Source organism: Acidocella sp. C78, assembly GCF_907164655.1.
Genome location: NZ_CAJQZK010000020.1, coordinates 1 through 18057, shown reverse-complemented (window position 1 = coordinate 18057; position 18057 = coordinate 1). Strand labels below are relative to the sequence as shown.

Annotated in this window: 24 protein-coding genes; 5 read left to right on the top strand and 19 right to left on the bottom strand. The window is 68.5% G+C overall.

The window, feature by feature from the left end:
* Positions 1 to 206 precede the first annotated feature (206 nt).
* The 6 genes from ehuA to ACIDOCELLA78_RS000000108115 all read right to left on the bottom strand — a co-directional run bounded on the left by ehuA (position 207) and on the right by ACIDOCELLA78_RS000000108115 (position 5093).
* Positions 207 to 1001 (bottom strand): ectoine/hydroxyectoine ABC transporter ATP-binding protein EhuA, encoded by a 795-nt coding sequence (gene ehuA, locus ACIDOCELLA78_RS000000108140; protein WP_283770852.1) that lies wholly within the window; start codon positions 999 to 1001, stop codon positions 207 to 209.
* Positions 998 to 1690 carry an ectoine/hydroxyectoine ABC transporter permease subunit EhuD gene (gene ehuD, locus ACIDOCELLA78_RS000000108135; RefSeq protein WP_201729150.1) on the bottom strand — a complete coding sequence of 231 codons (693 nt, stop codon included), beginning with the start codon at positions 1688 to 1690 and terminating at the stop codon, positions 998 to 1000. The genes ehuA and ehuD overlap by 4 nt, the downstream gene beginning before the upstream one ends.
* Positions 1687 to 2352, bottom strand: a complete 666-nt coding sequence (ehuC, locus tag ACIDOCELLA78_RS000000108130; protein WP_201729149.1) for an ectoine/hydroxyectoine ABC transporter permease subunit EhuC — start codon at positions 2350 to 2352, stop codon at positions 1687 to 1689. The genes ehuD and ehuC overlap by 4 nt, the downstream gene beginning before the upstream one ends.
* Positions 2353 to 2377: 25 nt before the next feature.
* Positions 2378 to 3250 (bottom strand): ectoine/hydroxyectoine ABC transporter substrate-binding protein EhuB, encoded by an 873-nt coding sequence (gene ehuB / locus ACIDOCELLA78_RS000000108125; protein ID WP_201729148.1) that lies wholly within the window; start codon positions 3248 to 3250, stop codon positions 2378 to 2380.
* 392 nt (positions 3251 to 3642) lie between these two features.
* Positions 3643 to 3924, bottom strand: coding sequence for a hypothetical protein (locus tag ACIDOCELLA78_RS000000108120; protein WP_249676213.1), 282 nt, complete (start codon positions 3922 to 3924; stop codon positions 3643 to 3645).
* A 356-nt stretch (positions 3925 to 4280) separates the two neighbouring features.
* A complete protein-coding gene (locus ACIDOCELLA78_RS000000108115) occupies positions 4281 to 5093 on the bottom strand; it encodes a hypothetical protein (RefSeq protein ID WP_201729147.1) in 813 nt (270 codons plus the stop codon).
* Positions 5094 to 5198: 105 nt separating this feature from the next.
* Here ACIDOCELLA78_RS000000108115 and ACIDOCELLA78_RS000000108110 point away from each other — a divergent pair, with 105 nt between their 5' ends.
* Both ACIDOCELLA78_RS000000108110 and ACIDOCELLA78_RS000000108105 read left to right on the top strand, forming a co-directional pair.
* Complete coding sequence (locus ACIDOCELLA78_RS000000108110) at positions 5199 to 5510, top strand: DUF1330 domain-containing protein (RefSeq protein WP_201729146.1); 312 nt, start codon at positions 5199 to 5201, stop codon at positions 5508 to 5510.
* 10 nt (positions 5511 to 5520) lie between these two features.
* Complete coding sequence (locus ACIDOCELLA78_RS000000108105; RefSeq protein ID WP_249676210.1) at positions 5521 to 5799, top strand: hypothetical protein; 279 nt, start codon at positions 5521 to 5523, stop codon at positions 5797 to 5799.
* 64 nt (positions 5800 to 5863) lie between these two features.
* Here the strand turns inward: ACIDOCELLA78_RS000000108105 and ACIDOCELLA78_RS000000108100 are convergent, their stop codons facing one another.
* The 3 genes from ACIDOCELLA78_RS000000108100 to ACIDOCELLA78_RS000000108090 form a co-directional block, all read right to left on the bottom strand.
* A complete protein-coding gene (locus ACIDOCELLA78_RS000000108100; RefSeq protein ID WP_249676208.1) occupies positions 5864 to 6265 on the bottom strand; it encodes a hypothetical protein in 402 nt (133 codons plus the stop codon).
* Positions 6266 to 6371: 106 nt separating this feature from the next.
* On the bottom strand, positions 6372 to 7199 hold the full coding sequence (locus ACIDOCELLA78_RS000000108095; protein ID WP_201727504.1) for an IS5 family transposase: 828 nt from the start codon (positions 7197 to 7199) through the stop codon (positions 6372 to 6374).
* A gap of 40 nt (positions 7200 to 7239) precedes the next feature.
* Positions 7240 to 8508 (bottom strand): IS1634 family transposase, encoded by a 1269-nt coding sequence (locus ACIDOCELLA78_RS000000108090; protein ID WP_249676205.1) that lies wholly within the window; start codon positions 8506 to 8508, stop codon positions 7240 to 7242.
* Positions 8509 to 8659: 151 nt separating this feature from the next.
* On the opposite strand from ACIDOCELLA78_RS000000108090, the gene ACIDOCELLA78_RS000000108085 reads away from it, so the two are divergent.
* Positions 8660 to 9001: a hypothetical protein gene (locus tag ACIDOCELLA78_RS000000108085; RefSeq protein WP_249676202.1), complete on the top strand. Its 342-nt coding sequence runs from the start codon at positions 8660 to 8662 to the stop codon at positions 8999 to 9001.
* 127 nt (positions 9002 to 9128) lie between these two features.
* Here the strand turns inward: ACIDOCELLA78_RS000000108085 and ACIDOCELLA78_RS000000108080 are convergent, their stop codons facing one another.
* The 9 genes from ACIDOCELLA78_RS000000108080 to ACIDOCELLA78_RS000000108040 form a co-directional block, all read right to left on the bottom strand.
* The gene (locus ACIDOCELLA78_RS000000108080; protein WP_201729145.1) at positions 9129 to 9344 is read right to left on the bottom strand and encodes an EexN family lipoprotein; all 216 of its coding nucleotides are present in this window, start codon (positions 9342 to 9344) and stop codon (positions 9129 to 9131) included.
* A 124-nt stretch (positions 9345 to 9468) separates the two neighbouring features.
* The gene (locus ACIDOCELLA78_RS000000108075) at positions 9469 to 10323 is read right to left on the bottom strand and encodes a hemolysin family protein (protein ID WP_201729144.1); all 855 of its coding nucleotides are present in this window, start codon (positions 10321 to 10323) and stop codon (positions 9469 to 9471) included.
* A gap of 115 nt (positions 10324 to 10438) precedes the next feature.
* The gene (ybeY, locus tag ACIDOCELLA78_RS000000108070; RefSeq protein ID WP_201729143.1) at positions 10439 to 10891 is read right to left on the bottom strand and encodes an rRNA maturation RNase YbeY; all 453 of its coding nucleotides are present in this window, start codon (positions 10889 to 10891) and stop codon (positions 10439 to 10441) included.
* Positions 10888 to 11889 (bottom strand): PhoH family protein, encoded by a 1002-nt coding sequence (locus ACIDOCELLA78_RS000000108065; RefSeq protein ID WP_201729142.1) that lies wholly within the window; start codon positions 11887 to 11889, stop codon positions 10888 to 10890. Before ACIDOCELLA78_RS000000108065 ends, ybeY begins: the two co-directional genes overlap by 4 nt.
* Positions 11886 to 13238, bottom strand: coding sequence for a tRNA (N6-isopentenyl adenosine(37)-C2)-methylthiotransferase MiaB (gene miaB / locus ACIDOCELLA78_RS000000108060; protein WP_201729141.1), 1353 nt, complete (start codon positions 13236 to 13238; stop codon positions 11886 to 11888). The genes ACIDOCELLA78_RS000000108065 and miaB overlap by 4 nt, the downstream gene beginning before the upstream one ends.
* A 140-nt stretch (positions 13239 to 13378) precedes the next feature.
* Positions 13379 to 14176, bottom strand: coding sequence for a 1-acyl-sn-glycerol-3-phosphate acyltransferase (locus ACIDOCELLA78_RS000000108055; protein WP_201729140.1), 798 nt, complete (start codon positions 14174 to 14176; stop codon positions 13379 to 13381).
* A gap of 64 nt (positions 14177 to 14240) precedes the next feature.
* Entirely contained in the window at positions 14241 to 15287 is a 1047-nt protein-coding gene (locus tag ACIDOCELLA78_RS000000108050; RefSeq protein WP_249676199.1) for a rhamnan synthesis F family protein, read from the bottom strand.
* On the bottom strand, positions 15284 to 15835 hold the full coding sequence (locus tag ACIDOCELLA78_RS000000108045; RefSeq protein ID WP_249676194.1) for a hypothetical protein: 552 nt from the start codon (positions 15833 to 15835) through the stop codon (positions 15284 to 15286). The genes ACIDOCELLA78_RS000000108050 and ACIDOCELLA78_RS000000108045 overlap by 4 nt, the downstream gene beginning before the upstream one ends.
* The gene (locus tag ACIDOCELLA78_RS000000108040; protein WP_249676192.1) at positions 15832 to 16161 is read right to left on the bottom strand and encodes a hypothetical protein; all 330 of its coding nucleotides are present in this window, start codon (positions 16159 to 16161) and stop codon (positions 15832 to 15834) included. Before ACIDOCELLA78_RS000000108040 ends, ACIDOCELLA78_RS000000108045 begins: the two co-directional genes overlap by 4 nt.
* Positions 16162 to 16496: 335 nt before the next feature.
* Between ACIDOCELLA78_RS000000108040 and ACIDOCELLA78_RS000000108035 the strand changes: the two genes are divergently transcribed.
* Together ACIDOCELLA78_RS000000108035 and ACIDOCELLA78_RS000000108030 are read left to right on the top strand one after the other, a co-directional pair.
* Positions 16497 to 16928: a hypothetical protein gene (locus ACIDOCELLA78_RS000000108035; protein WP_249676187.1), complete on the top strand. Its 432-nt coding sequence runs from the start codon at positions 16497 to 16499 to the stop codon at positions 16926 to 16928.
* 52 nt (positions 16929 to 16980) lie between these two features.
* Positions 16981 to 17403, top strand: a complete 423-nt coding sequence (locus ACIDOCELLA78_RS000000108030; protein ID WP_249676185.1) for a hypothetical protein — start codon at positions 16981 to 16983, stop codon at positions 17401 to 17403.
* 175 nt (positions 17404 to 17578) lie between these two features.
* On the opposite strand, the gene ACIDOCELLA78_RS000000108025 is transcribed toward ACIDOCELLA78_RS000000108030, so the two are convergent.
* Positions 17579 to 18057, bottom strand: a 479-nt coding sequence (locus ACIDOCELLA78_RS000000108025; protein ID WP_249676182.1) for a bifunctional 2-polyprenyl-6-hydroxyphenol methylase/3-demethylubiquinol 3-O-methyltransferase UbiG, incomplete at its 5' end; no start/stop codon positions are given.

Sequence of the window (18057 nt, the reverse complement as noted above, 5' to 3'; positions counted from 1 at the left end):
GGTTTCAACGTCCGCGGTCCGCCGCACGGATCATTTCAGACGCAGGGCCAGATGATGGTTCGTGGAACGATCGGGCGGATCGGAAACGCAGCGACATCCATTCGATATAGCGCGCATGGAGTTGGGGCCATACCTGTTCCCTCCGCGTGGCTCTTTTCTGGATGCCGTCGCCGAGGGGCCGGTATGCGGGGAACGCCAGAGAAGGATTACCCGAGCACGGATTGCAGGAATTCCCGGGTGCGCTCTTCCCGCGGTTCGCCGAAAATTTCCTCCGGCGCGCCCTGCTCGGCGATGCGGCCCTGGTCGAAGAAACAGACGCGGTCGGAGATTTCGCGGGCGAAGCGCATTTCGTGGGTGACCATCAGCATGGTCAGGTCGTGCTCATGCGCGAGGTCGCGGATGACGTTCAGCACCTCGCCGACGAGCTGCGGATCGAGCGCCGAGGTCGGTTCGTCGAACAGGATCACCCGCGGGCGCATGGCGAGGGCGCGGGCGATCGCGACGCGCTGTTTCTGGCCGCCGGAGAGCTGGCGTGGATAGGCGTCCTTCTTGTCGGCGAGGCCGACGAGGTCGAGCAGGCCGGTCGCCCGTTCGATCGCTTCCTCCTTCGGGATTTTCAGCACGGCGACTGGCGCCTCGATGATGTTGCGCAGCACCGTCATGTGCGGGAACAGGTTGAAGCCTTGGAACACCATGCCGACCCGGGTGCGGATCTCGCGCAGATGCCGTGGCGAGGCCTTGAACGGCCCCTTGCCGCCGGGTTCATGATAGGAAATCCCGTCAAGCTCGACCCGACCTTGCTGGAACGGCTCCAGCGTCATCAGGATGCGCAGCACGGTGGACTTGCCGGAGCCGGATGGGCCGATCAGCGTCACCTTCTCGCCGGGGGCGACGTGGAAGTCGAAATCGTCGAGCACGGTCAGAGGGCCGAATCGCTTCGTCACCTTCTCGAAACGGATGATCTCGTCCGGGGCCGTGCCGGGTTCGGCGGGCGGGCTCATCGCAATGGAACTCCTTCCTTGGGCAGCACCCGGTCGAGCCGGTTGACGGCGGTGCTGGCGATCACCGTCAGCAGCAGGAACAGGGCGCCGACGATGGTCAGCGGGATGAGGTAGCGATAGGTGCGGTCGCCGATGATCTGGGCGAGGTTGAGCATTTCCATCACCGTCACGGTCGAGAGTACTGGCGTGTCCTTGATCATCGAGACGAGGTAGTTGCCGAGTGCCGGGATGATGCGCGGGATCGCCTGCGGCAGGATGATGGTGCGGTAGAGCCGCGCGCGGGAGAGGTTCAGCGCCGTCGCCGCCTCGATCTGGCCGCGATCGACCGCTTCGAGCCCGGCGCGGTAGACCTCGGACGTGTAGGCGCTGTACTGCACGCCGAGGGCGAGCACGCCGGTGAACAGGGCGGGCAGGGTAACGCCGTATTTCGGCAGCACGTAATAGAGGAAAAAGAGCTGCACGAGCAGCGGCGTGTCGCGGAGGAATTCGATGGCCACCGCGGTGGGCCAGGCGATGATCCGCAGCGGCACCCGCCGCAGCAGGGCGAGGACGAGGCCGAGCAGCAGGGCGACCAGGAAGCCGAGGATGGTCGCCTCCACCGTAATCTTCATGCCGATCAGCAGGATCGGCAGGATCGAGATCGCGAAGGCGAGCGGGCTGTGGAGATCCCAGTGGATGCCGTAGATCATGCGTGCGCCCCCCGTGACGGGGCGAGATGGCGGCGGCTCCAGCGCTCGATCAGGCGGCTCAGCGCCGTCAGCACCAGCGCCATGCCGAAATACATCAGCAGGGTCAGCGTGTAGATCGGCGTGCTGGCGAGGGTGAGGTTGCGCAGCGCGTCGGCATGGAAGGTGAGGTCGCTGATGGTGATCAGCGAGACCAGCGAGGTGTCCTTCAGGTTCTGGATCGCGAGATTGCCGAAGGGCGGCATCATCTCGGCGAGGGCCTGGGGCATGATGATCCGCCAGAGCGCCTGGCGGCGGGTGAAGTTGAGCGCGGTCGAGGCTTCCCACTGCTCGCGCGGGACGGCGTTGATCGCGCCGCGCACGACCTCGGCGCCATAGGCGCCGATATTCAGCGAGAGGGCGAGCACGCCGCTGGCCATCGGCGGCAGCGAGGGGCCGAGCAGGGGCAACGCGTAGTAGAGCCAGAACATCTGCACCAGCAGCGAGGTGCCGCGGAAGATCTCGATATAGACGGCGGCGGTGACGCGGACGGCGCGGCTGCGCGAGACGCGGCCGAGACCGGCGACGAAGGACAGGGCCGCGCCCAGCACCGTCGAATACGCCGTGATCTCGGCCGTGATCCACGCGCCGCGCGCGAGCGGGGCGATGAAGCCGGTCCAGTGCATCAGGTCCGCTCCGCCGCGCCGGTCGTCACGCCTTGCAGCGATCCGCCGTGGTCATCTGGCGGGCGGCTTCGACGTCCTGCTTCGTCAGGCCGTATTTCATCAGCGTGTGGGCCCAGGCGTCGGTTTTCTTGTAGGCGTCGAGCGCCTTGTCGAAGGCGGTAAGGAGGGAGGTCTCGTTCTTGCGGAAGCTGAAGGCGCCGTAGCTGCGGACCGAGTGGCCGTCGACCATCGGCTGGGTGAAGGGGGCGGCGGGCTCGACGGCCTTGCTGTGGCGGGCGAGGCGGGCGACGGTGAGGCCGGTCGCGGCGTAGGCGGCGACGCGGCCATCGGCCACGGCGGAGAGCGCGTCGGCATTGGCGCTGAGATTGACGATCTGGCTGTCATGGATGCCGACGGCATGGGCGAAGCGGAGTTCGTCGGCGCCGCTGACAAGTGCCAGTTTCTTGTCGCGGTGCTTGAGGAACCAGTCATAGCCGTGAATGCCGTGCGGATTGCCGGCCTTGACCAGCAGGCCCTCGCCATAGCTCGAATTGATCGCCGAGAAGGCGACCTGGGTGCAGCGCGCCGGCAGGACGTTCTGGCTGGCGGCGACCATGTCGAACCGGCGGGCCTTGAGGCCGGGGATCAGCGAGCCGAAGGGGGTGACGACCCATTGCTGGCGGTGGATGCCGATTTCACCGAGGACGTGTTTCGCGACGTCGGGGGCGATGCCGTGGGCCTGGCCGTCGGCGTTCATGAAGCCGTAAGGCACCTCGTTGGCGATGGCGATGCGGATGAAGCCGCGGCGGCGGATGCCCTCGAGCACGGTTGCCGCCTCGGCCTCGCCGCCGAGGGTTGCGGCGGTCATGCCGGCGCCGAACAGGGTGAGCGCGCCGCGCCGCGTTGTTGAAAATGTCATGTTTCCCTCCTCTTCCTCTCGCTCTCGAACAATCAATCCGGGTCCGCCACGTGTTTGCGGGTGGTAAAGAGTAGTGATTCAAATCTGGTAATGAAACCCGCTTTGGGCAGATTTTGCCGAGAGGGCTGCCGCGATCATGAAAATACTCATGAAAAATAATGGGAAATTCGTAAAATCAAATTTTTGAATGAATCTGGACAAGGCGAGGGGATGAGGTCGTGGTGATTGGCGGAGGCTTTTGGGGTTGGCATCATGATCTGCCTGATTTAAGGTCCAACAGATATTTTGCTTGCGTCAATCTGGGAGGCGGTGACGGATTATCTGGCCGCGCGCTTGTCGTGATTGTTTTATTTCGAAATCGTAACGAAAAGGGCGCGATGGTGCGGCGCGCGTCAGGCGCCGTTTCGGCGGTTCCGGCGGGCGGGGGGCGGATGCGCGAGCCGCGCGGCGGCATCGGGACCGGAGGCGGGAACGGGTTGTGCGGCGTATGGTGACGGCACGGCGGCTCGTGCCGGTACGGGATCGGGCGCGGGATCAGGCGCGGGATCGGGGCGTTTGGGGCGGCGCAGCGCCGGCGGCGGGCGCAGGCCGAGGATGTGGCAGAGCGGGCGCAGGGCGCGCCCGGCGGCCGGTGAGGCGGCGGCCAGGGCGAGGATTTCGGGGTCGTTCAGCAAGTGGCGGATCTGGCCGGCGGCGGCGGGGATGAGGGTGCCGAGCCAGCCGAGGCGGCGCGGCAGCGGATGCGGGTGCGACGGGGACGGATGGCGGGCGGGTGCGGGATGGCGCGCGCGCGGGGCGCTGCGGGCCGTCCAGCGCCGCGGCGAGACGGTCGGCGAGGTGGCGCAGGCGCGTCCAGATCAGGATCACCAAGGGGCCGGCGATGCTGCGTCGGTGACCCTCCGCGGCCACGCGGTCGTACAGCGTCGCGAGGATCGCGTGGAAGCGGCTGCCGGGGCTGGGGAGGGGGACGGCGCTGGCTGTGCCCCAAAGGACCACGGCGGCCGGGGGGTGGGCAAGGGCGGCGGTGTCGTCAGGCGGCGCTCGCGCGCGGGTGCGAGGGGGTGGTGGCGATGAAGCGGTAGGTGGCGGCGATGCCGGCGCCGCGCTGGGCCGGGTGCGCGAGATCGGTATAGCGGAAAACCTGCATGATGCCGGCGGCCACATAGGGGTCGATGAACATCGTATCGCGCGGCGGGTCGGCATAGTCGCCGAGCCAGACGAAGGTGGGGATCGAGAGCATGGCGGATGCGGTCTTGAAGGCGCTGTCGCTGCCGATCATCAGGTCGCATTGTGCGACATGGGCGAGGGAGTCGCTGATCTCGGCGCAGCAGACGGCGGTGAGATTGTCGCGTGGCGCAAGGCCGTAACTCTCGATTTCCGCCGCGGTGCCGAAGAGAAGCAGATCGGCGTCGAGCGGGAGAAGCGCGTCGAGGATCGCGGGCGGCAGGGTTTTCGGCGGGATGCCCCACTGGCGCTGCAGGGCGACGGCATAGGCCGAGCCGCCGAGATGGATGCCGATGGTGCGGCGCGTGCCGTCTAAGCGCGCCGGCGCGGGGGGAAAGGGATTGGCGGCGAAATAGTGCGCGCGCGGGCAGATCATGTGCGGACCGAGCACGTCGAGATGCTCGATGATGCGGCGGCGGGACGCTTCATCGTTGAAATGGAAGATGGTCTCGACCTCGATGCCGAGGCCCGAGAACAGCGCTTCGGCGCCGCGCTGGTGGGTGGCGACGATGAGGCGCGCCCCCCTTGCCGCCGGTTGGAGGAGAACCGGCAGGCATTGCAGGAAATCGCCGATCCCGCCTTCGAGGAACAGGAACGGGCTGGCGGTGTGGTTCGACATGCGCCCAGGGTATCACCCTGCGCTTAATTTTTGCGTAACGGCTTCGGTGTGCGAGGGTTGGCGCGTTGCGCGGGTGGCCGGGCCGGAGTCGGATGGAGCGGAAGAATGGCGAAGGGATACTGGATCGCGAGCGTCGATGTCAGCGACGCCGAGGCCTATGCGGCCTATGTGCGGGAGAACGCGGTGGCGTTCGCGAAATATGGCGCGCGGTTCCTGGTGCGCGGCGGGGCGGCGCAGGCGGTCGAGGGCGGGATGCGGTCGCGGATCGTGGTGCTGGAATTCCCCGACCACGCGGCGGCGCTGGCCTGCTATCACTCGCCCGAATACGCGAGGGCGAAGGCGCTGCGCGACGGGGCGTCGGTCGCCGATGTGGTGGTGGTCGAGGGGTATGACGGGGCGCAGCCCGGCGCGGCCTGAGCGCGGGCGGATGCGCGCCCCGCTTGCCGCGCTGGCGCTGGCCTGGCTGCCGCTGGCGGCGGCGCGGGCGCGGGTGGTGCGGCTGGACACGGCGCTCGGGCCGGAGCGTGTGCTGGTGCTGCGCCCGGCGCATCCGCGCGCGACGCTGGTGATACTGCCGGGCGGGACCTGCGCGGCCACCGGCATGGGCCGGGCTTCGCCGCGATTGTCGCCGGGCTGGTGCGGCTCGTGCGGCGGCGGGGAGCCTCGCCGGGGTGGTGCTCACCGAGACCCGGGTTCGCGGTCATGAGGCAGACGTGAGGAAAGTCTGTCTATTTTCCGATGGATTTTCGATGCGGAATCGGAGCGTGTATCTATGAGGCGGCCTTGGCCTGCGGCGGCTCGATGACTGTGAGCAGCTTCTTTGGCTTTGATATTCCAAGATTTTTCAGGATCTCGGCAGCTTCGGGGCTGATTTTCGTGCGCTGAACAATAGTCCGGCCGGCGATCTGATAGCGGACCGCCTTGAGGCCGGCCAGGATGTGGGCGATCCGCGCCCAGGGAAGGCCGCAGCGCAACTCCGCCGAGCGCTGTATCTGCAGGGCAAGGACGCAGAGCCGGACATGCGCCTCGATCCGGCGCGGGCTCCAGTGATACATCGGCCGGACCTCGAGCCCGGTCTGCTTCATCCGCCGGAAGCAGGCTTCGATGATGGTCCCGCCTTTGTAGCCGAGGGCGACGTCCTCGGTGGACAGCGTGTCGTCGTTGGTGATCACGACGAACTTGCCGTCGAAGCGGGCGGCATGGGCGATCTTTCCGGAATCCAGATGCGGCCTGCCGGCCGCATCCGTGCTCAGAGCCCGAATCTGAATGGTAGTGCGACTATCGGTGACGGGCGATTTTTCGTGTGAGCAGGCGGATATGGGCGAGGAAGAGCCATGCGGTGGCGCTGGTAACGGTGGCCTCGAAATCCCTTGCGAGACGTCGGCATCTGCCGAGCCAGGCGAAGGTTCTTTCTACCACCCAGCGCCGCGGCAGGAGTTCAAACCCGCTCGCGGCGTCGGAGCGCTTTACGATCTGTATGGTCCATTTGCCGATTTTGGCGAGGCGTCCATTGAGTTTAGGACCGGCATAACCGCCGTCAGCGAATATGTGCCGCAACCAGGGATACAGGGATTTGACGGATTTGAGCACGTCGGGCGCCCCGTCGCGGTCCTGAATACCGGCATGATGAACGACGGCACCGACGAGGTGGCCGATTGTATCTGTGATGATGTGGCGCTTGCGGCCCTTGATCTTCTTTCCGGCATCGAACCCGCGCGGCCCGCCGGCTTCGGTGGTCTTGACCGACTGACTGTCGATCACACCGGCTGTGGGCGAAGCCTCGCGTCCGGCCATTTCCCGCGCCTGCATGACTAGGACGTGATTGATGCGATCGAACGTGCCGTCACGACAGAAGCGGTAGAAATACCCCTGCACGGTGGTGAACGGAGCGAATTCCTTCGGGATCTGGCGCCACTGACAGCCGGTTGCCAGCATGTAGAAGATGGCCTCCACAATCCTTCGAAGCGCCACCCTTCGGGGTCGGCCTCGATGCTGCGGAGCGGGCATGAACGGCTCGATCATGGCCCATTCAGCGTCGGTGAGGTCGCTTGCGTAGCGCAATCCGGCCCGGCAATATCGTCGCCGAGCGATTTCAGTCCAGGTCATCGTGTCTCCGTCCGTCTTCGCAAACGAACTGAATCACAACTTACTGAAATCGCTCAACTATCTTTTTCGGTCCGGCTCTCAGGTAGCGGCCGTAGCGGCGCGAGGTGAGCAGTGCGCAGGCGGCCTTGGGATGCTCGGCATCACGTGCGGCGAGCAACGCCAGTTCGGCGCGCAGGCCGGCCAGAACCTCGTCGCGATGCTGGCGCTGCCGCTCGGCTTCCTCAGGGTTCAGGCAAAGAACGTAACGCTTGCGCCGCTCACCGTCGCCGACCACGACCTCCTTGGCCTGAAGATTGTCGGCAACCTTCCGATAGCGCCCCGGTCGGGTCAGAACCGCCTCATCCACATCGCGCAGCCGGCGCATCGGCACCGCCAGGATGTAGTGGCCGAGCCCCTTGCTCAGCGCCATCAGATTGTCCGCCGAATACATGCCAGCGTCGCCGACGAACAGGCAGCGCCCAAGGTTCCAGGCGCGCAGATCCTCCTTGATCCTCGCCACCGTCGCGACATCGGCGGTGTCGCCCGGCAGCACCCAGGAGCGAACCGGCATGCCGTCCCGTGTCACCGCCATGGCGATGATCACCTGCGGCTGATTGTCGCGTCCTTCCTTGCTGTGGCCGCGCCGGCGCAGCGGGGCGAACAGCCGCCCGGCCCAGACTTGCTCGGTCTCGTCGGCCTCGTCGATCTCGAAATAGGCCGTCGTGGTGTCATAGAAGATCAGATCGACATCGAGGCGGAACAGGTCGGCGGCCCGCAGGAACACCGCCCGCTCGATCGCGTCGGCCCAGACCGCCAGAACATCGAGGGCGCGGTAGAGGTGGTCGACCGTCAAATCAGTCGCCTCCGGCAGCCAGGCAGTGTCGGTGAGCCACCGCTCCGCGCAGGCACGCTTCGAGCCTGGATCATCGAGCCGGTTCGCCGCCATCGCGAACAACGCCGCCTCATGCGGAGCGGTGAGCTCCGCCTTGCTCAGGCAATCCCTGACCGCCGGGCCGATGCCGAGTTCCTCCCACAGATGCCGCGCTGTCAGCGGAATGCCGAACTCGAAGGCGGCGTCGATCTCGATATCGGGCGGCGCGGTGCCTGCCGGCGCGCCATCACCGACCTGCTCGTCATCGCCCAGCACACGGTTGATGCTGCGCACCAGCCGCTCGAGAGCGGCGCGATCGAGTTGATCCGCACGGCCGAAACTGTGGATCACCTGGGTCTCCGACCGCTTGCTGTCGGTGTTCCAGACGTTCTCCGCGAGCCCATAGTAGCGGACCGTGGAGCCGTCGCGGTTCCGGCGCTGGGTGACACGCAGATACATGCCTATCGAATAGCGTATCTCGTCAGGTTATAAAAGACACAAGGCCGAGAGTCGTGTGTCTATGTGTTGGCGCAGATTCCGCCCACTCCACGATCATTCAATCCAACCAATTCAACCACTTGCCCAAGCCACACACAGCCAAATGTGCCTCATGACCGCGAACACGGGCGAGACGGCGTCGGTGCCGGGCCGGCTCAGCCGGATGACGGTGTTCGACGCCGATCCGGCCGCGGTGCGGCCGCCGGTGCTGATCGTCGCCAACCGGGACGACCGCTGCCCGGTCGCGCCGCCTGGACAGCCGCCGGCGATCGCGCGGGCGCTGGATGGGGCATCGTCGGTGACGGTACGAATGGTCGCGGGCGGGACGGCGGGAGACTGGCCTTGCGGTTCGCTCGGCCCGCACGGGTATCTCGGGATCGAGGGGCGGGTCGAGACGGTGATTGCCGGGTGGATCGGGGCGCTGCACCTCGAAAAAGAAAAAGGCGGTGCCTAAGCACCGCCAAGTTTAGGGAGGAAACGTCCTGAGATTTTTCTAGCACGGCAGCGGGATTTGTGAGTTGTTTTTGTTGCAGCGCAGCATTGCCGTGATCCGCGTGCCGCGCGTGGCTTGAGGCGCCGGGTCAGAGCTCGCGGGCGAGGGCGGCGCGGGCGGCGGCGGTGGCGTTGACGCAGTCGGGGCTGGCCGCGAGATCGCCTGGATTGGCGGCGCAGGCGGCGAGCGCGGCCTGGCGGGCGGCGGCGTGGCCGGCGAACCAGGGGACGTCGTGCGTCGCCGCCGCATGGGCCGCCGGTGCGGCGAGGGCGAGGATGAGCGAAAGCAGGATCTTGCGAGTCATGGTCTTGGTCCTTGCGTGGTGGTCTGCCCCCGATGTGCGCCCGCGCGCGGCGGCGCGGTAGGCGCGGGGGCTGCAAAAGACCCTTGCCGGGACGGCACGGATGCGCACATCCGGCGGGCTGGGATCAGGAAGATTCGGGGGCGATGCGGCGGGCGCGCAGGCGGCGGATGCGGCGGGCATCGGCGTCGAGGACCAGGAACTCGATGCCGGCGGGGTGGGAGATGATCTCGCCGCGGGTGGGCACGCGGCCGGCGAGGGTGAAGACGAGGCCGCCCACCGTGTCGAGATCGGCTTCCTTTTCCTCGTCGGTCAGGAAGTCGCCGAACCGGGCGGTGAAATCCTCGACCGGGAGGCGGGCGTTGAGATCGACCGCGCCGTCGTCACGGTCGATCATCAGCGGGCCCTCGATCTCGTCGTGCTCGTCGTCGATGTCGCCGACGATGGTCTCGACGAGGTCCTCGATGGTGACGAGGCCGTCAACGCCGCCATATTCGTCGATGACGAGGGCGAGATGGGTGCGGCGCTGGCGCATCTGCAGCAGCAGGTCGAGCACCGGGATCTGGGGCGCGACCATCAGCGGGCGGCGGAGGATGGCGCGGAGCGAGAAGGATTCGGGACGGCCGGTGTAGCCGACCACGTCCTTGATGTGGACCATGCCGAGAATGTCGTCGAGATGCTCGCCGAAGACGGGCATGCGGGAATGGCCCTCGCGGCGGATCTGGTCGATCGCCTGGTCCAGCGTGACGTCGGCGCGCATGGCGACGATGTCGGCGCGGGGGATCATCACGTCGTCGGCGGTGATGCCGCGCAGGCGGAGCACGTTGGCGATCAGTGCGCGTTCCTGGCGGTCGAGCCCGGTGCCGCCCTCATCGCCGCCGGCTTCCTCGGCGGCTTCCTCCATCAGCTCGCCGATCTGCCGGCGCAGGTCGGGCTGCTCGCGCATCTTGCTGAGCAGGCGGGAGAACCAGCTGCCGCTCATCGGCGCATCCTCCGGCTTCGCCGATGAATTTTTTCGCTTCGGCGCGCAGCCGCCACGCCAGCCCTGCGCGCGGTCATATTTTGGCGCGCAGCCGCCACACCAGCCCTGCGCGCGGTCATGACGCGTATTTCCACGGGTTGGGCACGCGGAGGCGGTGCAGCAGGCGGGTTTCGAGGCGTTCCATGCGGCGGGCCTCGCCGGCTTCGTGGTGGTCCTCGCCGGCGAGGTGGAGCGCGCCGTGGACAACGAGATGGGCGAGGTGGTGCGCGGGGCGGCGGCGAGCGGCGCGGGCCTCGCGCAGGACGACGCCGAGGGCGAGGATGATCTCCGGCGGCATCTCGTAGGTGAGGACGTTGGTGGGCTTGTTGCGGCCGCGGTCGCGCGCGTTCAGCGCCTTCACCGTGCGGTTGTCGGCCAGGATGACGGGGCAGGCGGCGCCGGCGGCTTCGAGCGCGCGGGCGACCACGCGCTCGGCGTCCGGCACGAAGCGGCGCCAGCGGGGCTCAGAAATGTGGATGAGCCCCCGCAGCGCGGCGCCGCGGGGGAGGCTACTTGGAGGCTCGTTCACAGATCCCGCGCGCGCTCGCGCTGCGCCTCCGAGCGATGGTCGTAGGCCTCGACGATGCGGGCGACCAGCGGGTGGCGCACCACGTCGCCGGCATTGAAGCGGGTGACGCCGATGCCCGATACGCCTTCCAGCGTCTCCAGCGCGTCGGCCAGGCCCGAGCGGCTGCCGGGCGGCAGGTCGATCTGCGAGAGGTCGCCGGTGATGACCATGCGGGTGCCCTCGCCCATGCGGGTGAGGAACATCTTCATCTGCGCCGGGGTGGTGTTCTGCGCCTCGTCGAGGATGACGAAGGCATGGGCGAGGGTGCGGCCGCGCATGAAGGCGAGCGGGGCGATCTCGATCTCGCCGGCGGCCATGCGGCGGGCCATGACCTCGCCGGGCATCATGTCCTGCAGCGCGTCGTAGAGCGGGCGGAGATAGGGGTCGACCTTTTCCTTCATGTCGCCGGGCAGGAAGCCGAGGCGCTCGCCGGCCTCGACCGCGGGGCGGGAGAGGACGATGCGGTCGACCCGGCCGGAGGTGAGCATGGCGACGGCCTGGGCGACGGCGAGATAGGTCTTGCCGGTGCCGGCGGGGCCGATGCCGAAGACCATTTCGTGGCGGGAGAGCTCCTCGATATAGGCGGCCTGGCCGGGGCTGCGCGGGCCGACCACGCCCTTGCGGGTGCGGATCGCCGGCAGGTCGGACAGCGGCAGGCGGGGCTCGGCGGCGGGATCGACCAGGCGGGCGGCGGCATCGACCTCGGCGCCGGAGATCTGTTCGCCGCGGGCGAGACGGTCGTAGAGCGACGACAGGGCGGTTTCGGCGGCGACGACCTGGTCGGGCTCGCCCGAGATCGACACCCGGTTGCCGCGGCAGGCGAGCCGGACATGCAGGCGCTTTTCAAGGCGGGCGAGGTTGCGGTCGTGATCGCCGAGCAGGATGGAGAGCAACCCGTTGTCGTTGAAGGTGAGGGTGCGGGACAGCCTGGGCGGCTGGGATGTGACGATCTGGCTCAAGCGGCGATCTGCTCCTGTGTGAGACTGGCCATGAGAGAATTGGGGTTGGACTGCACGATTTTCACCGTGCGGAGAGTCCCGGGCGCTATGTCGGCATCGTCGACGACGACGGGTTGCAGGTAGGGCGAGCGGCCGGCGGACTGGCCGGGATGGCGGCCGGAGCCGGTGAAGAGGACCTCGAAGCTGCGGCCGACCTGGGCGCGGTTGAATTCGTGCTGCTGGTCGCGCAGCACGGCCTGGAGTTCCTGCAGGCGGGCATCCTTCACCGCCTCGTCGATCTGGTCGGCGGCGTCGGCGGCGGGGGTGCCGGGGCGGCGGGAATATTTGAAGCTGTAAGCCAGGGCAAAGCCGGTTTCGCGGACGAGCCGCATGGTCGCGGCAAAATCGGCGTCGGTCTCGCCGGGGAAGCCGACGATGAAATCCGACGACAGCGCGATGTCCGGCCGGGCCGCGCGCAGCTCGCCGGCGATGCGGCGGAACAGGTCCGCCCCGTGGCGGCGGTTCATGCGGGCGAGGACCGCATCCGAGCCAGACTGCACCGGCAGGTGCAGGAAGGGCATGAGTTTCGGATTGTCGCGATGGGCGGCGATCAGGGCGGCATCCATGTCGCGCGGGTGGGAGGTGGTGTAGCGCAGCCGGGCAAGGCCGTCGATGTCGGCGAGTTCGGCGAGCAGGCGGGCGAGGGGCCAGGTGCTGCCGTCCGGCGCTTCGCCATGCCAGGCGTTGACGTTCTGGCCGAGCAAGGCGATTTCGCGCGCCCCGCCGGCGACGAGGCGACGGGCCTCGGCGAGGATGGCGGCGGCCGGGCGGCTGGCCTCGGCGCCGCGCGTGTAGGGGACGACGCAGAAGGTGCAGAACTTGTCGCAGCCTTCCTGAATGGCGAGGAAGGCGATCGGGCCCTGGCTGGCCTGGTCCTCGGGCAGCAGGTCGAATTTCTGCGCCGCGGGGAAATCGGTGTCGATCACGGCGCGGCGCTTCTGCTCGATCTCGGCGATCAGCTCGGGCAGGCGGTGATAGGCCTGCGAGCCGACCACGAGATCCACATGCGGGGCGCGGGCGAGGATTTCCGCGCCCTCGGCCTGGGCGACGCAGCCGGCGACGGCGATCATCATCGCGCCGCCGCGGGATTCCTTCAGCGCGCGCAGGCGGCCGAGCTCGGAGAACAGTTTTTCCGAGGCGCGCTCGCGGATGTGGCAGGTGTTGAGGATCACCATGTCCGCGTCCTGGGTGGCGACCTGTTGGTAGCCGAGCGGGCGGAGGACGTCCGCCATGCGTCCACTGTCGTAGACGTTCATCTGGCAGCCCCAAGTGGTGATGTGCAGCGTGCGGCGGGAGGCGGTCTCGGTCATTCCAGTACATCCGGGCAAGGGTTTGCCCTGTGGATGTGCCGGGACGCCGGGCGGGTCAAGCGCGTGAGAATGAGATTGCTCCCGATTCCATGATCATAACTATCGCAGATCGTGGGGCGGCACTGTCAAGCGGATTCCGGTTATGCTTTCGTGAAGGGGCCGGGAAAGCGACCCTGGCGGATTGCGGCGGCGCGGGCGGCGATCTGCCGTTCGAGGCTCGCGGTCAGTGCCTTGCGACCGCCGTCGATCTCGATCGGGTCGTCGAGCACGATGGTGGCGCGCCAGTCGTGCCGACCAAGTTCGGCATAGTGCGAGGCGATGTCCATGTCGCCATACCAGGCGATGCGGGGGCGGTTGCGGCGGCAGACAGGCAGCGAATCCATTCGGTCGTAGACGATGGTGACGGGCTGGATCAGCGGCGGCGGGTCGGTTTCGGCCAGCGCGAGGAAGCTGGAGCGGAAGGGCAGCACCCGCGCGCCGTCCGACGTGGTGCCCTCGGGAAAGAGGATCAGGCTGTCGCCGGCGGCGAGGCGCTCGGCGAGTTCGGCGCGCTCGCGCCCGGCGCCGGTGCGCGCACGGCTGACGAAGATGGTGCGCCCGGCACGGGCGACGGCGCTGATGCCCGGCCAGCGCCCGACATCCGCCTTGGCGATGAAGCAGCCCGGCAGCACCGCGCCGAGGGCGACGATGTCGAGCCAGGAGGTGTGGTTGGAGACGAATAGGACAGGACGAGTCTCGGTTTCGGCCAGCCGGCCGATGACCTGGATCTGAAGGCCGAGGATGCGTGCTACGCCGCCCCAGTAGCGCAGCGGCAGCGCCCGCTTGGCGCGGCCGTGCCGGCGGATCAGCACGAGCTGGACCGGCAGCAGCGCCATTGTCCAGGCCAGCACGGCCGCGAGCCGGACATACATGCGCGCGCCGAAGATTTTTTTCACCATGGGACGCCGCCGTGGCGCGCCGCCGCGGCGTGTGGCGCGATGACATCGCATCTGGCGCACCCGTTCATGGCGCGGCGCCGCGCAGCATCATGCGCAGATCGGCGAGGATAGGGGCAGGGTCGGCGCCAAGTTCGTCGCGCAGCAGGTCGGCCCAGTCACCGATATCCTCGACTTTCGTGGGGTTGTCGCGCAGCAGTTCGCGTTTGATGAACGGATAGCCCGACAGAAGCAGGTGGCGCCAGAGATCGGAGGTGGGGTTCAGCGGGCGGCGGCGGGCAATGGCGTCGCGCAGACGCAGGATGTGCAGCCACCGGGTGAGGTCGTGCGGGTCGGCGCGCCCGCCGGGCTCGATGTCGAGATAGGGGGCGAGCTGGTCGCGGGTGATCTGCCGGGTCAGCGCCTCGTAGGACCAGAGTGCGGCGACGCGCAGACCGCCGCGGATCATCGCCTGGGTCAGCCCGACCTCGTATTTGCCGATTACATAGGCTTTCGACGGCGCCGGAATCACGCCGGACCAGAAGCTGCGGAAGGCGGGGCTGCGGATCGCGCGCGGGCCGAAGGCAACGAAATAGGACTGCAGGTGATAGCGGCGCTGCCAGCTCTCGGTCAGGCCCCAGACATCGGCTTCGTCGTAGTCGAGCCGGAGCAGCATCGAATCGATCGGGCGGACCGGACCGAAAATGCTGTCATTGGCGATGATGATCTCCTCAGTTCCGGCCTGCGGGAGATCGAGCGTTTCGATTGCGTCGCGCCAGCCGCCGAAATCGTAGCCGATGTTGCGGCGGACGAGAATGCCGGCGCAGAGGGCGAGCAGCCGGACCTCGGCGATGGGGTCGAGTTCGCCGGCATTGGTGACGAAGACGACCGAGCGGCCGGAGGCGGCGAGCTGGCCGATATAGTCGAACAGCGCCTCGCGCACCCGTCCACCGCGGTCCCAGTGCAGGAAAAGAACGACGCGCGGGCCGAGGGCGATGCCCTGGTCCGGCTTGCGGACGATGACCTGGTGCGGGTTGCGCAGCCGGCCAAGCACGGCGGCAACGCTCATCGTGGCAAGATTGCAGGCGTCGCTAAGGATGCGCCAGGCGGCGCGGAGAAGCTGGGCGGTGTTCATGGCGCGGGCGGGGCCAGTTCGGTCCTGAGGCTGTCGGGAGCGCCGTCATAGCGCGAGAGCATGGCGCGGCCCAGAGCGGTGGCTTCGGCAGCACGGCCTGTGCGGTGCAAGGCGATCATCTCGCCGCGCAGCGCTTCCCAGAATAGCGGCGGCGCGGCGTCGCCCCCCGCGAGATCGGCGGTGAAACCGCGGCGAACGGCCGCGAAGGCAAGTTCGGCGCGGTGCGGGCGGGCGGGCTCCTGAAGTTCGAGCAGGCCGAGGGCGAAGCCGGCGCCGCGCAGCGTCGCGTTTGCCGCCGGGGCAAAGCCGGCGAAGGCAGGTTCGATGCGCCGGCGCAGCAGCGATGCCACCGCGAAATCTCCTGCACTCACCGCCTGGGTGAAGCTGACCAGCGCAAGGCTGGCTATGCGCTCGGCCGACGCGCCCTCGGATTCAAGCCGGTCCAGAAGAAGAGTAAAATTGACAATGTCGCCCGTGGCGGCGGCGCAGCCCGCCCTGGCGGCGAGCAATTCGATCCGCGCAGGCGGGGCGAGGGCGGTCTCGTTCACTGGGCGATCAGGCGGATGGCTTCGTCGGGCCGGTTGAGGTGGAGCAGGCGGAGCGCGCCCTGAACCAGAGCATCACTGCTTGCGGCGTGATCGAGATGTGGCAGACCGTCGAGCAGGGTGGGCAGTACGGCGGGATCGCCGGCGACCAGGGTGAGGGCGATCAGGGCGATCGCGGCGTCGTGCCCGTCGGCATCGTCTGTCGCGGCCCAGTCGACGATCGGGGCGGATTCGGCGAGGGTAACGGCCTCGTCGTAGCGGGCGCGGTTGACCAAGGTGACGAAGGCACCGAGCGTGATCTGCCGGCGTCGCTCGGGTGAAACCTCCACCGAGGCGATGCGGGCGGGGGCGTGGGCCGGATCGCCAATGACGAGGTCGAGAATGGCAAGGCCGCTGACCGCTGCGATGCGCGGGGATCGGCCGACTTGCCGGTGACGGCGAGCGCCTCCAGGTCGGCCGCTTCGGCATAGCGGGCGGCGTCGGCGTAGCGGCCGTTGTTCACCAGCCGGCAAAACCCATCGATGACCATTTCCCGTCGCGTGGCATCATCAAGCGCAAGGCCGGACAGGCGGGATGGAATATCAGCAGGATCGCCGGTCGCAAGATCAAGCAAGGCGAGGGCGCGGCGGGTGTCGCGTCCGATCGCGTCTTCGCGGGCAACGGCGTGGCTGACGATGTTCTCGGCATCGGCCATCGCTACCGCCTCGTCGTGGCGGCCGTCAGCGACGAGGCGGGTGAAGGCGGTGAGCACCGCCTCGATCCGGCGCCGCGGGTCGATCCCCAGCGGGCGGAGCAGGAGCGGAATTTCAGCCGGGTCGGCATGGCGCTCGATGGCGCCGGCGAGGGCATTGGAAGCGTCGGTGCCGAGCGCGTCGGTGCGGCCGGCGCAGAGCGGCGCGGCACGGTGAAGCAGCGGGACGAGGGCGGTCTCCTCGCCGTCATTCGACAGGCGGACGAGGGCACCAAGCAGGAGGGCGTGCCGGGGCTTGAGGGGGCGTCGGCGCCGAGGCGATCGGCGATCGCGAGGGCGTGGCGCGGATCGCCGCCGGGCCGAGGGCGAGCTGGCCGAGCACGATCAGCGCGTCCCGCCGGGTGACGGGCGGCAGGTCGGGGCCGGGTTCGGCGAGGCCTTCCGCCTGCATCAGCGCGTGAGCGAGGTCCTCCGCGCCGGCATTCACCAGCTCGATCACGCCGCGCCAGAGCACGTCGCGCCGTTCGGCCTCGGGCGCCTCGCGGGTGGCGAGGTGTGCGAAGCGGCCGAGGGTTTCGGGGGCGGCGAGGCGGGCGGCCTCGAGCGCGGCTTCGGCGGCGGCGCGGAAGGCGAGCTGGGTGGCCAGCGCGTCGTTCAGGGTGAGGCGGGCAAGGGCTTCGTGCAGGGCGGCGGCGGCATCGCCGGCGAGGGCGAAGACGGCGCTGGCGCGCGGCCGCGTGGCGGGGCGGCGCGCAGGCGGCTGGCCTCGGCGTGCAGGATCATGCCGAGATTTAGCGGCATGACCTCGTTCAGCCGGGCAAGGGGCATGGTCATCCAGTCCGCCGGGATGGTCTGCAGCGCGTCGGGCTCAAAGCCGTAGCGGGCGCGGATGGCGGGCCAGAGGCCGGATCGTGCGGCGGCAGCGGCCGGCCAGTCGAGATCGATCGCCGCCTCGAACAGGGCGCGGGCGGCGAAGCCGAGGCCGGGATCGGAGACCGGATCGAGGCGCGGGCCCGTTCGGCGAGCCAGGTGCGGAAGCGCGGGCGCTGGCGGCGTCATCCTCGGCCAACGCGCCGCGGGTGGCGCCGGCATAGGCGACCAGAGTGAGCCCTCGTGGGCAACGCGGACATTGGCGAAGCCGGCGGATTCGAGCAGGCGGCGCAGACTCGCCTCGGTCTGGAAGACCATGTGGATGCCGGGGCGAGGAGCTGGGCGAGGTCGCTTTCCGGCGTTGCGCGGTCGATCGCCGCGCCGTCGGGCGTGGTGAGCAGGAGAATGCCATCCGGCGCCAGGCGGGCGCGCAGTTCGGCGATCAAGGCTGCGGGCCGCTGGACGTGCTCGATCACCTCGGTCGCGGCGATGACGTCCCAAGGTTTGGCGTCGGGTTCAGCATCGGGCAGGGCGTCGGGGAAATAGCCGTCGATGATGTCGAGCCCAAGATCGGCGGCACCGACGCGGGCCATCGGCGAGGGGTCGATGCCAAGGCAGGTCCAGCCCATCGCGTGGCGGGCGAAGTCGAGGCCGAAACCGTAGC